The 19,366-nt window shown below is 59.3% G+C and carries 16 protein-coding genes; 7 read left to right on the top strand and 9 right to left on the bottom strand.

The window, feature by feature from the left end; genetic code table 11:
- The first annotated feature begins 62 nt into the window (after nt 1-62).
- A complete protein-coding gene (locus RGV06_RS16575) occupies nt 63-962 on the top strand; it encodes a LysR family transcriptional regulator (RefSeq protein WP_019823027.1) in 900 nt (299 codons plus the stop codon).
- Between the two features lie 287 nt (nt 963-1,249).
- On the opposite strand, the gene RGV06_RS16570 is transcribed toward RGV06_RS16575, so the two are convergent.
- The 7 genes from RGV06_RS16570 to bioB form a co-directional block, all read right to left on the bottom strand.
- Nucleotides 1,250-3,028, bottom strand: a complete 1,779-nt coding sequence (locus RGV06_RS16570; protein ID WP_019823026.1) for an acyl-CoA dehydrogenase C-terminal domain-containing protein — start codon at nt 3,026-3,028, stop codon at nt 1,250-1,252.
- 252 nt (nt 3,029-3,280) lie between these two features.
- Complete coding sequence (locus tag RGV06_RS16565; protein WP_019823024.1) at nt 3,281-5,086, bottom strand: phenylacyl-CoA dehydrogenase; 1,806 nt, start codon at nt 5,084-5,086, stop codon at nt 3,281-3,283.
- A 175-nt stretch (nt 5,087-5,261) separates the two neighbouring features.
- A complete protein-coding gene (gene bioD, locus RGV06_RS16560; RefSeq protein ID WP_019823022.1) occupies nt 5,262-5,942 on the bottom strand; it encodes a dethiobiotin synthase in 681 nt (226 codons plus the stop codon).
- Nucleotides 5,939-6,751, bottom strand: a complete 813-nt coding sequence (gene bioC, locus RGV06_RS16555) for a malonyl-ACP O-methyltransferase BioC (protein WP_019823021.1) — start codon at nt 6,749-6,751, stop codon at nt 5,939-5,941. The genes bioD and bioC overlap by 4 nt, the downstream gene beginning before the upstream one ends.
- Nucleotides 6,744-7,475, bottom strand: coding sequence for an alpha/beta fold hydrolase (locus RGV06_RS16550; RefSeq protein WP_198821632.1), 732 nt, complete (start codon nt 7,473-7,475; stop codon nt 6,744-6,746). Before RGV06_RS16550 ends, bioC begins: the two co-directional genes overlap by 8 nt.
- Complete coding sequence (gene bioF / locus RGV06_RS16545) at nt 7,468-8,640, bottom strand: 8-amino-7-oxononanoate synthase (RefSeq protein ID WP_322150549.1); 1,173 nt, start codon at nt 8,638-8,640, stop codon at nt 7,468-7,470. Before bioF ends, RGV06_RS16550 begins: the two co-directional genes overlap by 8 nt.
- A gap of 64 nt (nt 8,641-8,704) precedes the next feature.
- Nucleotides 8,705-9,760, bottom strand: a complete 1,056-nt coding sequence (gene bioB, locus RGV06_RS16540; protein ID WP_322150547.1) for a biotin synthase BioB — start codon at nt 9,758-9,760, stop codon at nt 8,705-8,707.
- A gap of 87 nt (nt 9,761-9,847) precedes the next feature.
- Here bioB and RGV06_RS16535 point away from each other — a divergent pair, with 87 nt between their 5' ends.
- The 5 genes from RGV06_RS16535 to rarD all read left to right on the top strand — a co-directional run bounded on the left by RGV06_RS16535 (nt 9,848) and on the right by rarD (nt 15,654).
- Entirely contained in the window at nt 9,848-10,588 is a 741-nt protein-coding gene (locus tag RGV06_RS16535; protein WP_037031831.1) for a ComF family protein, read from the top strand.
- Between the two features lie 57 nt (nt 10,589-10,645).
- A complete protein-coding gene (locus RGV06_RS16530; protein WP_019823012.1) occupies nt 10,646-11,410 on the top strand; it encodes a TOBE domain-containing protein in 765 nt (254 codons plus the stop codon).
- A gap of 85 nt (nt 11,411-11,495) precedes the next feature.
- Entirely contained in the window at nt 11,496-13,397 is a 1,902-nt protein-coding gene (locus tag RGV06_RS16525) for a PhoX family protein (RefSeq protein ID WP_046808574.1), read from the top strand.
- A 191-nt stretch (nt 13,398-13,588) separates the two neighbouring features.
- On the top strand, nt 13,589-14,563 hold the full coding sequence (locus tag RGV06_RS16520) for a serine/threonine protein kinase (protein ID WP_019823009.1): 975 nt from the start codon (nt 13,589-13,591) through the stop codon (nt 14,561-14,563).
- A gap of 203 nt (nt 14,564-14,766) precedes the next feature.
- Nucleotides 14,767-15,654: an EamA family transporter RarD gene (gene rarD / locus RGV06_RS16515; protein ID WP_019823007.1), complete on the top strand. Its 888-nt coding sequence runs from the start codon at nt 14,767-14,769 to the stop codon at nt 15,652-15,654.
- Between the two features lie 10 nt (nt 15,655-15,664).
- Here rarD and RGV06_RS16510 read toward each other — a convergent pair whose 3' ends face one another.
- Nucleotides 15,665-16,183, bottom strand: a complete 519-nt coding sequence (locus tag RGV06_RS16510) for a glycine cleavage system protein R (RefSeq protein WP_019823006.1) — start codon at nt 16,181-16,183, stop codon at nt 15,665-15,667.
- A 352-nt stretch (nt 16,184-16,535) separates the two neighbouring features.
- On the opposite strand from RGV06_RS16510, the gene RGV06_RS16505 reads away from it, so the two are divergent.
- Entirely contained in the window at nt 16,536-18,713 is a 2,178-nt protein-coding gene (locus tag RGV06_RS16505; RefSeq protein WP_019823004.1) for a malate synthase G, read from the top strand.
- Nucleotides 18,714-18,829: 116 nt separating this feature from the next.
- On the opposite strand, the gene RGV06_RS16500 is transcribed toward RGV06_RS16505, so the two are convergent.
- Nucleotides 18,830-19,267, bottom strand: a complete 438-nt coding sequence (locus RGV06_RS16500; RefSeq protein ID WP_019823002.1) for a response regulator — start codon at nt 19,265-19,267, stop codon at nt 18,830-18,832.
- Nucleotides 19,268-19,366 lie beyond the last annotated feature (99 nt).

Raw genomic sequence — 19,366 nt, 5'->3', positions numbered from 1 at the left:
ACTAGGCGCCTCAGGGCCGTTGAGCCATTTCGTTTTTTAAGTATTTTCGATAAGTATTACTTATGGATTTCAAGCAACTGCGTTATTTCGTCGCGGTCTACGAAGAAGGCCATGTGGGCCGTGCTGCGGAGCGTCTGTCTATCTCGCAACCCGCCCTGTCGCAGCAGATTCGCCAGCTCGAACACAACCTCGATGTGAGTCTTTTTGAGCGCAGCAGCAAACGCCTTTTGCCCACGCTTGCAGCGCACACGCTGTACAACCACGCATTGCCACTGCTCGATGGTTTGCAACGGGCCAAGGAGGCCTTGCACCATTTTCAGGGCCAGGCCCTGCGTACTATCGCCATCGGCGTGTTGCAAACCGTGCACACCAGCCTCGTCCCGCAAATGCTGGAGCGTGTGCGCCAGGCCCAACCCCATTTGGTGGTGCAGATTTACGAACTGACCGGTATCGAGATCGAAAGGCGCCTGCTCAATGGCTCACTCGATATTGGTATCAGCTACCTGCCGCCACGCCAGCCAGGACTGCACGGCATGATGCTGTACGAAGACGAGCTGCAACTGGTCATCCCGGCTGATCATCCGCTGCGTGAATTCAAGAAGGTGTCACTGAGCCAGGCCGCTGAGTTGCCGATGCTGCTGCTCGGGGAAGAGTTTCAGGTGCGTCAGATCTGGCAAACCCAACTCGCCAACCTGGGCCGCCGACCGCAGGTTCAGGCCGAACTGAACACCATGGCCGGGATACTCGACAGCCTGCCCCACAGCAAACTGGCCACTGTATTGCCGGGGCGCTCGCGTCATCAACATGATGACAAGACGTTGCTGTGGAAACCGCTGAGTGAGCCCAGAGTGCCATTGAAGGTCGGGCTGGTGTGCCGCGATGTACAGCGTCAGCAAGCCACATTGGGGTTGTTGCGCACGCTGCTTGAGGATGTGATGCAGAGCAATGAACAAACGTTGTAGCCGCGTAGCAGCTGACTCGCGGAGCGAGGCTGCTACGGAGGGATCTAACGTCAAAGTAAAAATTCTGACGCACAAAAAAGAAAACCCCGCCGAGGCGGGGTTTTGCAGACTGTTTCCCTGACATCCTTTTCACTCCGCCATCCTGGCAGAATCCTACGTGTCCCTGTTGTTGCTTTGAGCTTCCTGCTCGACGTCCATTGAAAGTAGATTACCTCTGGATCCAATCCGGGGATATGGGAGATTGTCAGCATGTAATGTAAGCAAATGCTTACAACTCACTAAACCTTTTAAAAATGTGCCTCGTCCAGCAGATACAGCGAATCGCTGCCCGCCTTCACCGAGGCACTCAAAGAATCGATCCGTGGCAGCAAACGTGCGAAGTAGAAACGTGCAGTCCCCAGTTTGCTGACATAGAAGGCTTCATCGGCCTCTTTGCCCAGCGCGGCCTTGGCCATTAGTGCCCACATGTACGCATACGTTGTGTAACCAAAAACATGCAGGTACTCGACGGACGCGGCTCCGATCTCGTTCGGATTGTTTTGCGAGCGGTCCAGCACCCAGGCTGTCAACTGATCAAGTGTGTCCAAAGCCGCAGCCAATGGCTGGGTGAACTCGTTCAGTTCGCTGTTAGCCGAGGCTATAAACTGACGGATTTCGTCGGCGTACTGGCGGTAGTAAACACCCTGATTACCCACGATCTTGCGCCCCACCAGATCCAGCGCCTGGATACCGTTGGTGCCTTCGTAGATCTGGGTAATGCGCACATCGCGAACCAGTTGCTCCTGGCCCCACTCACGAATGTAGCCATGGCCGCCGAACACTTGCTGGCCGTGCACCGTGGTTTCAAGCCCCAGATCCGTGAGGAAGGCCTTGGCCACGGGCGTCAGCAAGGCAACCAGGCCGTCGGCGCGCTCACGGGCCGTGGCATCTTCGCTGAACTTGGCGATATCCAGCTGGTTGGCAACATAGGTCGAAAAGGCCCGACCGCCTTCGTTAGAAGCCTTCATGGTCAACAGCATGCGACGCACGTCTGCGTGCACGATGATCGGGTCCGCCACTTTGTCCTTGGCTTGTGCGCCGGTTGCAGCACGTCCTTGCAGGCGGTCACGGGCATATTCCACGGCGTTCTGATACGAGCGCTCGCCGCAAGCAAGGCCCTGAATGCCTACTCCCAAACGTTCGTAATTCATCATGGTGAACATCGCAGCCAGGCCACGGTTGGGCTCTCCCACCAGGTAACCCACTGCCTCATCAAAGTTCATCACGCAGGTGGCTGACGCCTGAATGCCCATTTTGTGTTCAATCGAGCCACACGTCACCGGGTTGCGATCACCCAGGCTTCCATCGGCATTGACCATGAATTTTGGCACCAGGAACAGCGAAATTCCTTTAGGCCCGGCAGGTGCATCCGGCAATTTGGCCAGCACCAGATGGATGATGTTCTCGGTCAGGTCGTGCTCGCCACCGGTGATGAAGATTTTGGTGCCGCTGACTTTGTAAGCACCATCCACTTGCGGCTCAGCCCGGGTACGAATGATCCCCAGATCCGTCCCGGCATGGGGCTCGGTCAAGCACATGGAACCGGCCCACACGCCCGAGTACATGTTCGGCAGATAAGTGGCTTTCAACTCTTCGCTGGCGTGGGCGTTGATTGATACGCAGGCCCCGGCGGTCAACATCGGGTACAAACCGAAGGACAGCCCGGAGGAGTTGATCATTTCTTCCACTTGGGCCGACACGGCCTTGGGCATGCCCATGCCGCCGAACTGTGGATCACCGCCGACGCCGACCCAACCGCCTTCAGCGTAAGTACGATAGGCATCGACGAAACCGGCCGGGGTGGTTACTGCACCATTGTCCCAGTGGCAACCCTCCTCATCACCGCTGCGGCTCAGGGGCGCGATACTTTTAGCGGTAACCTTGCCCGCCTCTTCAAGAATGGCTTCTACCGTTTCAGCATCTACGGTTTCTGCCAACGCAGGCAATTGCGCCCAAAGTGTAGCGACCTCGAAAACTTCATTGAGGACGAAGCGCATATCGCGCAGGGGCGCTTTGTAGTCAGCCATGGCAAACCTCGTAATCTGTATACGGCGATTAATGTAGGACCCAGTCTAGCTTAACGACGATAGCGATACATAGGGTCATGCTGTGACCACGATCAATAAATAAGTCATGAAAACATATCTAATGTGGGAGCGAGCCTGTTCGCGAAAGCTTTCGCGAGCAGGCTCGCTCCCACTGGTTTTTTTGGGGAGCACCAAAAACCAAAAAAGCCGCGCCCCAAAGGGAACGCGGCTTTTTGGATGACCCGTCAGGACTTAGTAGCCCAAGTCGAAGTCTTCTTCTTTCATGTCCATCAGGTTGGCAGCGCCCGACAGCATGGTGGCAACGTGCGCGCGAGTGCGCGGCAAGATGCGCTGGAAGTAGAAGCGTGCCGTTTGCAACTTGGCTTTGTAGAACGCTTCTTCGGACGTGCCAGCCGCCAGCTTTTCAGCCGCCAGACGGGCCATGTCAGCCCAGAAGTACGCCAGGCATGCATAACCCGAATACATCAAGTAATCGACCGAGGCCGCACCCACTTCTTCACGGTCTTTCATGGCCGCCATACCGACTTTCATGGTCAGTTCGCCCCATTCCTTGTTCAGTGCAGCCAAAGGCGTGACGAATTCGTTAAGCGCTTCGTTGCCTTCGTTGCTCTGGCAGAACTTGTGGACAATTTTGGTGAAACCCTTGAGGGCTTCGCCCTGGGTCATCAACACTTTACGGCCCAGCAGGTCGAGGGCCTGGATACCGGTGGTGCCTTCGTACAGCATCGAAATACGGCTGTCGCGAACGTTTTGCTCCATGCCCCACTCAGCGATAAAGCCGTGGCCGCCGTAGATTTGAACGCCATGGTTGGCGGATTCAAAACCGACTTCCGTCATGAACGCTTTAGCGATCGGCGTCATGAAAGCCAGCAGTGCGTCGGCTTTCTTTTTCTCTTCTTCATCAACGCCGTATTTCACGATGTCGACTTGTTTGGCGGTGAAGTAAACCATCGCACGGTTGCCTTCGGCGAATGCCTTCATGGTCAACAGCATGCGACGTACGTCCGGGTGAACGATGATCGGGTCAGCTGCCTTTTCAGGCGCTTTAGGACCGGTCAGCGAGCGCATTTGCAGACGGTCGCGGGCGTATTTCAGACCACCCTGGAAACCGATTTCGGCGTGGGACAAGCCCTGCAGCGCGGTACCCAGTCGTGCGGTGTTCATAAAGGTGAACATGCAGTTCAGGCCTTTGTTCGGTGGACCGATCAGGAAACCTGTGGCGCCGTCGAAGTTCATCACGCAGGTGGCGTTACCGTGAATGCCCATTTTATGCTCAAGCGAGCCACAGGACACAGCGTTGCGCTCACCGATGCTGCCATCGGCGTTAGCGTTGAACTTGGGCACGATGAACAGCGAAATGCCTTTGGTGCCAGCCGGTGCATCCGGCAGGCGGGCCAGAACGATATGGACGATGTTATCGGCCATGTCATGTTCGCCGGCCGAGATGAAGATCTTGGTGCCCGAAATCTTGTACGAACCGTCAGCCTGAGGCTCGGCCTTGGTGCGCAACAGCCCCAGGTCGGTACCGCAATGGGATTCGGTCAGGCACATGGTGCCGGTCCATTCGCCGGTAACCAGCTTGCTCAGGTAAGTGGCTTGCTGCTCGGGGGTACCGTGTTCGGAAATGGTGTTCATCGCACCGTGGGACAGGCCCGGGTACATGCCCCACGACCAGTTGGCAGCGCCAACCATTTCACTGACGGCCAGACCCAGCGACTCCGGCAGGCCTTGGCCACCGTGTTCTACGTCGTGAGCCAGGCTCGGCCAGCCGCCTTCAACGAATTGTTTGTAGGCTTCTTTAAAGCCGGTAGGGGTTTTAACGCCGGATTCACTCCAGGTGCAGCCTTCGATGTCACCCACACGGTTCAGAGGTGCCAGCACCTGCTCACAAAACTTGGCGCCTTCTTCAAGAATGGCGTCAACCATATCTGGAGTAGCGTCCTGGCAAGCCGGCAGGCTCTGATAATGCGCTTCGTAACCGAGCAGTTCGTCACGAACGAAGCGAATATCACGCAAGGGGGCCTTGTAGTCAGGCATAGCGATAAACCTCTGCTGATGAATCCGGGGATGAACAACCGCGTGGATTTGTTATGGCGGTCAAACAGGTGTTTGAAACATACGTTTACGCCTATTTATTGTCAAGCAGCGCGAAGCCGCCGTTCGTCTTAGGACGGCTCGTAGGCAAAGGAGGATTGATTTGTGGGAACTGCTGTCAGTCCAGCAAATCGAGTTGCAGATACTCAGCCACGGATTGCGCCGATGCCGATTTAAGTTTTGGCACTCGCCCCAGGCAGGGTGCAGGCAGACGCTCGGCCAGGGTGGCGAGGTTTTCTTCCAGGCGTGAGGTTTTCGGACCAATGATATTGGCTACCCAGCCAGCCAGTTGCAGGCCATCGCGGGCAATCGCTTCGGCGGTCAGTAACGCATGGCTGATGCAACCCAAACGCACGCCCACCACCAGAATCACCGGCAGATCCAGCGCTTGAGCCAAATCCGACAAGCTGTCTTGCCCTGAAAGCGGCACGCGCCAGCCACCCGCGCCCTCAATCAGGGTGAAATCTGCCTGCCTGGCCAAAATGTGCTGCATGGGTTCCAGCAGCGAACGAACCGTCAATACCACCCCGGCTTCGCGCGCAGCGATGTGCGGGGCGATAGCCGGTTCAAAGGCTACCGGGTTGACCTCGTCATAACTCAACTTGATCGAGCTTTCGGCCATCAACGCCAGCGCGTCTGCATTGCGCAGGCCCTGCGGTGTGATTTCGCATCCGGACGCAACCGGCTTGCCTGCCGCAGTGCTTAACCCGGCTGCACGGGCGGCATATAAAAGACCTGCCGCCACCGTGGTCTTACCCACATCGGTATCAGTACCGGTAATGAAGTACGCAGGGCTCATCGCGTTTTCTCCAAAATGCCGTAGACCACTTGGTACGTCGCCGGCAACCCAAGCGGCTGACGAAACTGTTCATAGGCACCCATCATTCCCTGAAGCCGCGCCCTGCCGCTCAACCCTTCGGGGCGACCTGGGTTCAGATTGTGTGCCCCCAGGGCTTTAAGCTCATGGGTCAGTTGGCGAACCTGCGCGTAGTGCAGCACATGAGGCTGTTTGTGCAAGTCGAGCACCTGCAAGCCACTGTCCGCACACAACTGTTGATAGGTCTCAAACTCACGAAAACGATTGACATGGACCTGACCATCGACGGCTCGCCAGCTGTCGCGCAACTCACTCAAGGTACCCGCGCACAAACTGGCGAACGCCAGCACCCCGCCGGGTTTGAGCACCCGATGAGCCTCGCTCAGTACCGCCCTGAAATCCGCACACCATTGCAGCGCTAGACTGGAGAAAATCACATCGCAGCTATTGGATTGCAGTGGCAAGTTCTCGGCATCGCCCGCAATGAAATGCTGCGCACCACCCAAGGGCCGGGCGAAGGCCAGCATGCCTTGGGCAATGTCCAGCGCCAGCCCCTGACTATCGGCAAAACGCTGACCCAGCACTCGGCTGAAATAACCCGTGCCACTTCCCAGATCCAGCCAGCGCTGCGGGCCGAGGTTGGCCGGCAGTCGGGCGATCAGTTCATGGCCCACGTCTCGTTGCAGTTCGGCGACACTGTCGTAACTGGCAGCCGCCCGGGAAAAGGAGACCGCAACCTGACGCTTGTCCGGCAAGCTGGCCGCAAGCATCGCAACACTCAAATCATTCATCGCCCGACTCGTGTAAAAAATCCTGGATAGCCGCCGCCAATTCGTGGGGAGCCTCCAGTAAAAAAGCATGACAAGCCTGTTCAATCAGACCCACTTCGACATCGGGCAATAACCCCAGTACATCGGTCCCTGCCTGCAGCGGCACCAGCGCATCCAGCCCGGCAAACAGATGCAGTTGTGGCCCACTGAAACGTTGTAAGGCACCGCGGGTGTCCAGCTTACCCAGCAGTTCAAGACCGGCCAGCAGGGTGTCCGGCTGGGCTTTGGGTGCTGCGCCCAACAACAGCCCGGCCAATGCCCGAGACTCAGGGGAGCCCTGGCTGCACAGCAGGCAAAAGCGTTTCAGGGTGGTGTTCGGGGCATCGCGAAAACCGCTGAGGAACGGTTCGAAAGTAGACGCGGGCATGGCGCTGGGCCAATCCTCGCGACTGACAAAACTCGGGTTGCTGGCCAATGTCACCAGCCCACAACAACGATCGCCCCGGCGTGCCGCCAGCTCACTGGCGAGCATCCCGCCCAGTGACCAGCCGCCCAGCCATACGTTGTCGGGCAAGGTCGAGTCGAGCTCGTCGAGCCAGTCGTCAAGGTCGGTAGACAGCAGCACCGGCAGCGGTTCGATCTCGACCCGCAAGCGCTCGTCCAGAGCGCGCAATGCCTCGGCCAAAGGTTCCAGGGGTGAAACCCCCAGGCCCCAGCCCGGCAGCAAAACCAAACGATCACGCATGATCCGGCTCCAACGTACGCCAACAGTCTTCGAGTGCACTTAACAATAGCTGCACCTGTGCTTCTGTGTGAGCCGCCGACAAGGTCACACGCAAGCGTGAGCTGCCTGCGGGCACGGTTGGCGGACGAATTGCCGCCACCATCAAGCCACGCTCGCGCAACATCTGCGACACGCGAACGGCCCGGCCACTGTCGCCAACCATGATTGGCTGGATCGGGGTAAAGCTGCCCATCAACTGCAGGCCGATTTGCTCGGCGCCACGCCGAAACTGGCCGATCAAGGTGTTCAGATGCTCACGTCGCCAATGCTCGGTGCGCAGCAGCTCAAGGCTTTTCAACGTTGCGCAGGCCAGGGCAGGCGGCTGGCTGGTGGTGTAGATGTAAGGCCGGGCGAACTGGACCAGGCTTTCAATCAGCTCTTCACTGCCCGCAACAAAAGCACCGCTGGTGCCAAAGGCCTTGCCCAGCGTCCCGACCAGCACCGGCACATCGTCCGCGCTCAAGCCGAAGTGCTCGACAATCCCGCCGCCATTGGCGCCCAAGGGGCCAAAGCCGTGGGCATCGTCCACCATCAACCAGGCACCTTTGGCTCTGGCTTCACGGGCCAGCGCAGGCAGGTCGGCCAGGTCGCCGTCCATGCTGAAGACGCCATCCGTCACCACCAGCGTGTTGCCGCAGGCCTTTTCCAGACGCTTGGCCAGGCTGGCCGCGTCGTTATGCAGATAGCGATTGAACCGCGCGCCGCTCAGCAAACCGGCATCCAGTAGCGAGGCATGGTTCAGGCGATCTTCCAGCACCGTGTCACCCTGCCCCACCAGCGCAGTGACAGCGCCCATATTGGCCATGTAGCCATTGCTGAACAGCAGTGCCCGCGGGCGGCCGGTGAACTCGGCCAAGGCCTCTTCAAGTACGTGATGCGGGGTGCTGTGACCAATGACCAGATGCGACGCCCCGCCCCCCACACCCCAGCGCGAAGCACCGGCCTGCCAGGCTTCGATGACCTGCGGGTGATTGGCCAGCCCCAGATAGTCGTTGTTGCAGAAGGCCAGCAACGGCTGACCGTCGACCACCACCTGCGGCCCTTGCGGGCTTTCCAGCAGCGGGCGCTGACGGTACAGATTATCGGCACGACGAACGGCCAGACGGGCACTTAAATCAAAAGACATGCTGGCCTCAATGAGCGGTCGTAGCCGCTGCCGAAGGGACGAGGCAGCTGCTACGGGGGGTGGGTTAAACCACAGCGTTATAAAACTGCTCGCTGGATTTCTGATCTCGCAGTGCATGCTCGATCACGGCCTGATGCACCTCGTCAGCATGATCTTCACCCGCCTCGGGCAAGATCCCCAGACGGCTGAACAACTGCATGTCCTTGTCAGCCTGGGGGTTGGCCGTGGTCAGCAATTTGTCGCCATAAAAAATCGAGTTGGCCCCGGCAAAAAACGCCAGTGCCTGCATTTGCTCGTTCATTGCCTCACGGCCTGCCGACAGGCGTACATGGCTGTGCGGCATCATGATCCGCGCTACCGCCAGCATGCGGATGAAATCAAACGGGTCGATGTCTTCCGCGTTTTCCATCGGCGTGCCGGCCACTTTCACCAGCATGTTGATCGGCACCGACTCGGGGTGCTCGGGGAGATTGGCCAGCTGGATCAGCAGGTTGGCGCGGTCGTCCAGCGATTCGCCCATGCCCAGAATGCCGCCGGAGCAGATTTTCATCCCGCTATCTCGCACGTAACTCAAGGTTTGCAGGCGTTCACTGTAAGTACGCGTGGTGATAATGCTGGCGTAGAACTCGGGCGAGGTGTCGAGGTTGTGGTTGTAGTAATCAAGACCGGCGTGGGCCAACGCTGCAGTTTGCTCCTGATCGAGCTTGCCCAGGGTCATGCAGGTTTCCAGCCCCATGGCCTTCACCCCTTTGACCATTTCCAGCACGTAGGGCATGTCTTTGGCCGACGGGTGCTTCCAGGCTGCGCCCATGCAAAAACGGGTGGCGCCGATGGCCTTGGCCCGCTGTGCCTCTTCCAGCACCTTTTGCACCTGCATCAACTTCTCTTTGGCCAGGCCGGTGTTGTAGTGGCCAGACTGCGGACAATATTTGCAATCTTCTGGACAGGCGCCCGTCTTGATCGACAGCAGCGTCGAAACTTGTACCCGGTTGGCATTGAAATGCTTGCGGTGAACGGTCTGCGCTTCGAAAAGCAGGTCATTGAAGGGCTGGGTAAACATCGCCCGGACCTCGGCTAAAGACCAATCATGTCGCAGGTTGGCAAGGCTGCTGGCGCTCATCGGCGTTTCTCTTGTTTATGCTTAGACTTGAACCTGAGGCAAACGCCTCAGGCACGGCACGGATGTCGGCATGTTTAAGGATGTGACATGAACTGTCAACCACAATGGATAAGGCAGGTTTACATCTGGTTATTTAATAACCAGACCTGTTTATTGTGCGACGAATTCTGCGGCACACCCTTTGCCCTTTGTATGACCTGTGAGCTGGAACTGCCGTGGTTGGGCGATAGCTGCAAGCGTTGCGGGCTGCCATTACCGATGGCGGGGCTGATCTGCGCCCATTGCATCAAGCAGCCGCCAGCCTTTGACCACGTGCATGCGCCCTGGGTGTATGGCTTTCCGATCGACAGTCTGATCATCCGGTTCAAGCACCACGGCAAATGGCCCTATGGTCGACTTTTAGCCGAACTTCTCGGCCAATCGCTGCTCGATGACTTCAACTCGGGTAGCCCCCGACCCGACTTCCTGCTGCCGGTGCCCCTGTCCACCCAACGTCTGCGCCAGCGTGGCTATAACCAGGCCGCCATGCTCGCCCAGTGGCTCGGTGCTGCGCTGAACATCCCTCGACACGAACACTGGCTGCTGCGCACCCAGGACACGGCCGCGCAACAAGCCCTGGACGCCAAAGGCCGCAAACGCAACCTGTTGCAGGCATTCAGTCTCGCGCCCGGAGTACAGGTCTGCGGGTTGCACCTGGCGCTGGTCGATGACGTGCTGACCACCGGTGCCACGGCTGAAAGCCTGGCCCGACTGCTGATTAAGGCCGGAGCCAGACGCGTGGACGTGTATTGTCTGGCCCGAACGCCAAAACCCGACGGGCCTCCTTGACGCCACCCGGTTGAGCAGGCACTTTTCGGGCACGTCCTGCCTTGCGAATCTTCTGTCATGCACCTGCCCACCCTGCTCGCTCAACACATGGTCCGTCGCCCGCAACGCATTGCGCTGCTGCAGCACATTGTTGAACAGGGCTCGATCACGGCCGCCGCTAAAAGCGCGGGTATCAGTTACAAAGCCGCGTGGGATGCCATCGATGAGCTGAACAACCTGGCGCAAACCCCGTTGGTTGAGCGCAATATCGGTGGCAAAGGCGGAGGCGGTGCTCGACTGTCCGTAGCCGGTGAGCGGGTGTTGCGGCTTTATCAGCGTTTGCAGGCGATGCAAAATCAGGTGCTGGACGCCGCCGAAGACATTCAGGACCTCGACCTGCTGGGCCGCCTGATGCTGCGCACCAGCGCCCGCAACCAATTGCATGGCACCGTCATTGCCATTCTCAGCCACGGCCATAACGATCTGATCCAGCTGGAACTGCCCGGCGGCCTGACCCTTCGCGCGCAAATCACACGCGACAGCACCCAGCGCCTGGAACTGGTGATCGGCAGCCAGGCCGTGGCATTGATCAAAGCGGGCTGGCTGCAACTGCTTGGCGCCACACACCCCCCCAGCCCCGAGCACAATGACCTGCACGGCCAGATCGAGCAGATCCTGCACACCGACAACGGCCCCAGCGAAGTCCGTATCACCCTGCCCAGCGGCCAGACCCTGTGCGCCCTGACCGAACCACAACACCTCGAAACACTAGGCCTGACAGAAGGCAGCGAGGCCCACGTGCAATTTGCGCCGTCACTGGTGTTGCTGGGTACCGCGCTGTAACACCCCTCTCCCCCTCGACTTGAAACATCCCTGTCATACCCGCTGCTTATGGTGTCTGCCAAAACCGTCCAGAGCCAAGCCAGCCATGAGCCTATTAGAAGAAAACCAATCCACCGACCTTGAGCAGATCATTGGCCTGAGTCGACGCGGCTTTATCAGTGCAGGCGCCCTGTGTGGCGCGGCCATGTTTTTGGGTGGCGGCCTGCTCAGCCGCAGTGCCCTGGCAGCGGGTGTCAGCGCCGCCAACAGCCAACTGATGGGGTTCGACAGCATCAATGCGGCCACCACTGACACCATCAGCCTGCCACCCGGCTACCGCTCTTCGGTACTCATCAGTTGGGGCCAGCCGCTGCAAGCCGACGGCCCGGCGTTTGACCCTTCCGGCAACGGCACTGCCAGCGCCCAGGAAGTACAATTTGGCGACAACAACGATGGCATGAGCCTGTTCGCCTTCGCGGATGACCCGAACCGCGCCCTGATGGCGATCAACAACGAATACACCAACTATCGCTACCTCTTCCCCCATGGCGGCTCGCCCGCATCGGCAGAAGAAGTGCACAAGGCCCAGGCCACTGAAGGCGTGTCGGTGATCGAGATCCAGCGCAAGGGCGACGGCTGGCAGTTTGTCCAGGGTTCCCCCTTCAACCGACGCATCCACGCCAACACGCCCATTCGCCTGAGCGGCCCCGCTGCCGGTCATGAGCTGCTGCGCACCCGGGCCGACGCTACTGGCACCCGTGCACTGGGGACCTTCCAGAACTGCGCCAATGGCAAAACCCCATGGGGCACCTACCTGACCTGCGAAGAAAACTTCACCGACTGTTTCGGCAGCTCTGACCCGAAGCAAACCTTCGATGCCGCGCAAAAGCGCTATGGCGTGGTTGCGGCCAGCAAAGACATCAACTGGCACCCGCACGATCCTCGTTTCGATATGGCGCTCAACCCCAACGAACTGAATCGCCACGGCTGGGTCGTTGAAATCGACCCGTTCGACCCGCTTTCAACACCGGTCAAACGCACCGCACTGGGCCGTTTCAAACACGAAAACGCCGCCCTGGCCGAAACCGGCGACGGCCGCGCCGTGGTGTACATGGGCGACGATGAGCGCGGCGAATTCATCTACAAATTCATCAGCCGCGACAAGATCAACCACCAGAACCCCAAGGCCAATCGCGACCTGCTGGACCACGGCACGCTCTATGTGGCGCGCTTTGACGGTGGCGACAACAACCCTGATCGCCCCAAGGGTCACGGCCAGTGGATTGAACTGACCCATGGCAAAAACGGTGTGGATGCCAGTAACGGGTTTGCCAACCAGGCCCAAGTGCTGATCCAGGCACGAATGGCCGCCAGCACCGTCGGCGCCAGTCGCATGGACCGCCCGGAATGGATCGTGGTCAGCCCCACGGACGGCCAGGTCTATTGCACCTTGACCAACAACGCCAAGCGCGGCGAAGAGGGGCAACCGGTCGGCGGCCCAAACCCTCGCGAGAAAAACGTCTACGGGCAAATTCTGCGCTGGAAGGCCCGCAACGGTGATCATGGCGCCGACACCTTCGACTGGGACCTGTTTGTGGTGGCCGGCAACCCGGCGGTTCACGGCAAAGAGCCCAAGGGTGGCTCGGCCAATATCAACCCGCAAAACATGTTCAACAGCCCCGACGGCCTTGGATTCGATGACGCAGGGCGCCTGTGGATTCTGACCGACGGCGATGCCAGCAATACCGGCGACTTTGCTGGCATGGGCAACAACCAGATGCTGTGCGCCGACCCCGTCAGCGGTGAAATTCGTCGCTTTATGGTCGGCCCTGTTGGCTGTGAAGTGACCGGCATCAGCTTCTCGCCCGACCACAAAACCCTGTTCGTGGGGATTCAGCACCCGGGTGAAAATGGCGGTTCCACCTTCCCCGAGCACCTGCCCAACGGCAAACCGCGCTCATCGGTCATGGCCATCAGCCGGGAAGACGGCGGCATAGTCGGCGCATAACATAAAATCTTGTGGGAGCGAGCCTGCTCGCGATTGCATCACTGCGGTTATCCAGAAACACCGCGTCGCCTGCATCGCGAGCAGGCTCGCTCCCACATGAGCCGCCAGAGCCTATTCAATCGCCCTCAGCCTCCCGGTCTGCGTTAACATGCATGGCCGGACGCGGCAGCCTGCTGCGCGCAGGAGTCAGCATGTCTCATCCGTTTGCAACACTTACCCCTGATCTGGTGCTCGACGCCGTCGAGAGCATCGGTTTCCTTAGCGATGCCCGTGTGCTCGCACTCAACAGCTACGAGAATCGCGTGTACCAGGTGGGTATCGAAGACTCGGAACCGCTGATCGCCAAATTCTATCGACCGCAACGCTGGACCAACGAAGCCATCCTCGAAGAACACCGCTTCACCTTCGAACTGGCCGAGCTTGATGTCCCGGTGGTCGCACCCATGATTCACAACGGTGAAAGCCTGTTCGAACACGCAGGCTTTCGCTTCACCCTGTTTCCACGCCGCGGGGGCCGCGCGCCTGAGCCGGGTAACCTCGATCAGTTGTATCGCCTCGGGCAACTGCTCGGCCGCCTGCATGCCGTGGGCGCGACCAAGCCGTTCGAACACCGCGAAGCACTGGGCGTGAAGAACTTCGGTCATGACTCGCTGGCCACCCTGCTTGAAGGCAACTTCATTCCGCGCAGCCTGCTCCCGGCCTACGAGTCGGTCGCCCGCGACCTGCTCAAGCGGGTCGAAGACGTCTACGCCGCTACCCCGCACACCAACATCCGCATGCACGGCGATTGCCACCCCGGCAACATGATGTGCCGCGACGAAGTGTTCCATATCGTCGACCTCGACGATTGCCGCATGGGCCCTGCGGTGCAGGACTTGTGGATGATGCTGGCCGGTGATCGCCAGGAATGCCTGGGCCAGCTGTCAGAGTTGATGGACGGCTACAGCGAGTTCCATGACTTCAACCCCCGTGAGCTGGCGCTGATCGAACCGCTGCGCGCTTTGCGCCTGATGCACTACAGCGCCTGGCTTGCTCGACGCTGGGACGATCCGGCCTTCCCCCACAGCTTCCCGTGGTTTGGCAGCGAGCGTTATTGGGGCGACCAGATCCTGGCATTACGCGAGCAATTGTCGGCATTGAATGAAGAGCCGCTGAAGCTGTTTTAAGAAAGCCGGATGAACACTGTAGTCGCTGCCGAAGGCTGCGAAGGGTTGCAAAGCAACCCGTTTTCCCGGGAGCGCCGGCCACCCCTCGCAGCCTTCGGCAGCGACTACAGAAAACGTCCAACCTCACACAGGACACGCCTGCAAAACCTGCTTACACTCACAGCTTCTTCTGTGTCTGTTAGTTGCCTAAGCAAGGATTCTGCATGCAAGCCGCCAACCCGCGCCGCGGGTATATTTTAGGCCTCACCGCCTATGTCATCTGGGGCATCTTCCCGCTCTACTTCAAACTGCTGGCCAGCGTCCCGGCGGCCGAGATCATCGTGAACCGGGTGCTCTGGTCCGCGTTGTTCGGCTCGCTGTTGCTCCTGGTGTGGAAACACCCCGGCTGGTGGCAAGAACTGCGCGACAACCCCAAACGCATTGGCGTGCTGACCATTAGCGGCCTGCTGATTGCCGCCAACTGGCTGACCTATGTGTGGGCGGTAAACAACGACCGCATGCTCGAAGCCAGCCTGGGGTACTACATCAATCCGCTGGTCAACGTGCTGCTCGGCATGTTGCTGCTGGGCGAGCGCCTGCGCCGTCTGCAGTGGGTTGCAGTAGGCCTGGCCGTGATCGGTGTGGCGCAACAGGTATGGCAAGTGGGCAGCCTGCCCTGGGTGTCACTGGCGCTGGCGCTGAGTTTCGGTTTTTACGGGTTGATCCGCAAACAGGCACCAGTCAAGGCATTGCCGGGGCTTGTGGTCGAAACGTGGATTCTGGTCCCGGTGGCCATCGTCTGGTTGCTGCTGCACCCTGAGGCCAACAGCGCCCATGCCGATTTCTGGAGCACCTCGCAGGCCTGGTTGCTGGTAGCCGCCGGTCCGGCCACGCTGATACCCCTGGTGTGTTTCAACGCCGCCGCTCGGCATTTGCCCTACACAACCCTGGGCTTCATGCAGTACATCGCGCCGACGCTGGTATTGATTTTGGCGGTCACGGTTTACGGCGAACATTTATCCGAAAGTACCTTGCTCGCCTTTGCATTTATCTGGGCCGGCCTGGTGGTGTACAGCCTCGATGCCTGGTTCAGCATGCGTCAGCGCAGCTGAACCTGCGGGCCTACTCTTCGGTGCTGAACTTCAGGTCCACCAGCAGTTCATCCGCCAGGGTTTCCAGGCGTTTTTGCAGCACATCCAGGGACAAGGTCAGAGGCACCGCCAAAATAGCCTCGGCATGAAACAGCGGCTCGTTGCTCATCGGCGCGGGCCGCACATCGGTCACCAGCCGCTCCAGGCTCACACCCTGCTCCGTCAGCACCCGGGTGATGTCACGCACAATGCCGGGGCGGTCGTTGCCTACCAGCTCCATGGCGATGGGCTTCCAGGTGCAGGACTGCTCAATGCCGCTTTCGGCAATCAACACCCGAATCCCTTCCTTGCCCAAATGCTGCAACGCATCGACCAGTTCATCGTGCGCTTCGGCGGGCACGCCTACGCGCAGGATCCCGGCGAATTGCCCGGCCATGCGCGACATTCGACTCTCCAGCCAGTTACCGCCATGCTCGGCGATGCATTGAGCAATGCGCTCGACCTGCCCGGCCTTGTCCTGGGCAAAGACCGTTATCACAAGATGGTTCATGGCGGGGGTCTCTCTTATTAGGGGGGTCGAGTGAGTATAGGCACTCCCGCAAAAGGGATTCAAAATCACAAATTGTGTACTGTTTTTAGAATTATCTGGAACAACCTGCCTGTTTCTTGAGAACATCCTGTTCTTCTGCGTGACCGATAGCGTAAAAATGGTCGCAGAACGACGTGATTAGTCTGATTTTCACATCTGCAATTGATCATGTAGTATGCCTCGGCGACCACTACATAACTTGCAACAAGGTCCGCCAAGGTGTCTGCTATACCCCGTCCAACCCCGCCAGCATGAGCCACGCGGTGTTTTAAGAAGCGCTCCAGGCTTTAAATAAAAATGAGTGAGGCAAGCAATGACTGAACACGTTCACGTCGGTGGCCTGCAGGTCGCCAAAGTCCTGTTCGACTTCGTAAACAACGAAGCTATCCCCGGTACCGGCCTCACCGCCGACCAGTTCTGGGACGGTGCCGACAAGGTCATCAATGACCTGGCACCCAAGAACAAAGCACTGCTCGCCAAACGCGATGATTTGCAGGCACGGATCGACGCCTGGCACCAGGCTCAGGCCGGCAAGGCCCATGACGCCGTGGCTTATAAAGCCTTCCTCCAGGATATTGGGTATCTGCAGCCAGAAGCCGCAGATTTCCAGGCAACGACGCAAAACGTCGATGACGAAATCGCTCGCATGGCAGGCCCACAACTGGTGGTGCCAGTCATGAATGCGCGCTTTGCCCTCAACGCTTCGAACGCCCGCTGGGGCTCGCTCTACGACGCGCTGTACGGCACCGATGCCATCAGCGAAGCCGATGGCGCCACCAAGGGCAAGGGCTACAACAAGGTCCGTGGCGACAAGGTGATTGCCTTCGCCCGCGCTTTTCTCGACGAAGCCGCGCCTCTGGCCAGCGGCACTCATGTTGACTCCACCGGCTACGCCATCGTTGGCGGCGCCTTGCAGGTCACCCTCAAGGACGGCGCCAGCACCGGCCTGCGCGACACCGCGCAACTGATCGGCTACCACGGCTCAGCCGAGGCTCCGACCGCTGTGCTGCTCAAGCACAACGGCCTGCACTTCGAAATCCAGATTGACGCTGCAAGCCCTGTTGGCCAGACCGATGCCGCAGGCGTCAAAGACGTGCTGATGGAAGCGGCCCTGACCACCATCATGGACTGCGAAGACTCCGTTGCCGCCGTCGATGCCGATGACAAGGTAGTGATCTACCGCAACTGGCTGGGCCTGATGAAAGGCGACCTCAGCGAACAGGTGTCCAAGGGCGGCGAAACCTTCACCCGCACCATGAACCCGGATCGCGAGTACACCGCGCCAAACGGTGGCACCGTCAGCCTGCACGGCCGCTCGCTGCTGTTCGTGCGCAACGTAGGCCACCTGATGACCATCGATGCGATCCTCGACAAGGACGGCAACGAAGTACCCGAAGGCATCCTCGACGGCCTGCTGACCAGCCTGGCCGCGATCCACAGCCTCAACGGCAAGGCCACGCGCAGCAACAGCCGCACCGGTTCGGTCTACATCGTCAAACCGAAGATGCACGGCGCTGAAGAAGCCGCGTTCACCAACGAGCTGTTCGGCCGTATCGAAGACGTGCTCAAGTTGCCACGCAACACGCTCAAAGTCGGGATCATGGACGAAGAGCGGCGCACCACGATCAACCTCAAGGCGTGCATCAAGGCTGCCAGCGAGCGCGTGGTGTTCATCAACACCGGCTTCCTCGACCGTACGGGCGATGAGATTCACACCTCGATGGAAGCCGGGCCGATGGTGCGCAAGGCCGACATGAAAGCCGAGAAGTGGATTTCGGCCTACGAAAACAACAACGTCGATGTCGGCTTGAGCACTGGCCTGCAAGGCCGTGCGCAAATTGGCAAAGGCATGTGGGCCATGCCCGACCTGATGGCCGCGATGCTGGAGCAGAAAATCGCTCACCCGCTGGCCGGCGCCAACACCGCCTGGGTGCCATCGCCGACCGCCGCGGCCTTGCACGCGCTGCATTACCACAAGGTTGACGTGTTCGCCCGTCAGGCCGAACTGGCCAAGCGCGCCCCGGCATCGGTTGACGACATCCTGACCATCCCGCTGGCAGTCAATCCGCAGTGGACACCGGAGCAAATCCAGAACGAACTGGACAACAACTCCCAGGGCATTCTGGGCTACGTAGTGCGCTGGATCGACCAGGGCGTGGGTTGTTCGAAGGTGCCGGATATTAACGACATCGGCCTGATGGAAGATCGTGCCACGCTGCGTATTTCGAGCCAGCACATCGCCAACTGGCTGCGTCACGGCATCGTCAGCGAAAGCCAGGTCCTGGAAAGCCTCAAGCGCATGGCGCCTGTGGTCGATCGCCAAAACGCCAACGACGCGCTGTATCGTCCGCTGGCGCCGAACTTCGACAGCAACATCGCCTTCCAGGCGGCAGTCGAACTGGTGATCGAAGGCACCCAGCAGCCAAACGGCTACACCGAGCCCGTGCTGCACCGTCGTCGTCGCGAGTTCAAGGCCAAAAACGGCCTGTAAACATCGTAGATAGCAAAAAGCCCCGAATTTCGGGGCTTTTTGCTATCTGTGGGAGCGAACCTGCTCGCGAAAATTGTTCGCGAGCAGGCTCGCTCCCACAGAGTTGCAGACAAATTTTACATCCCCAACTCCTGACGGATCAGCTTGAGCAGCTTGGCGGTATCGATCGGCTTGAGCAGAAAATCGACCACATGCAAATGCATGGCATCGATGGCATCACGCACACTCGCATCACCCGACATGATGATGATCGGCAAGGTAGCCTGATCTGACTCGCGCACTTTGCGGATCAGGTGCAAGCCATCGTGGGGCAGCATCCGCAAGTCGGTGATCATCAGGTTGATCGGTTTCGATGCCAATAGCGCCAGCGCCTGCTCTTCGTTGCTGGCCGTGAGGCATTCGATTGCATTGAGTTCCAGAAGCTCCGCCAACAACTCACGCGCCACTGGATCGTCCTCGACAATCAACACACATGATGAAGCCGAAACAGGTGACGACATGACCTCTTTCAAGGCCTCGCGTTCGGCGTCAGTCAAAATGTCGTGCTCAGTCATACGCTTCTCTAAAGCCAACCTGTAGGCGAAATATCCTAACAGCGTAGTCGGTTATCCCTGACCGTTCGCCAATGTGCACTCAGCCATAGGTATTTCCAA

Origin of the sequence: Pseudomonas sp. CCI3.1, from assembly GCF_034313985.1 — a bacterium.
Lineage (GTDB): Bacteria > Pseudomonadota > Gammaproteobacteria > Pseudomonadales > Pseudomonadaceae > Aquipseudomonas > Aquipseudomonas psychrophila.
The sequence above is the reverse complement of the archived record's forward strand: the minus strand, read 5'-3'. Positions and strand labels throughout refer to the sequence as shown.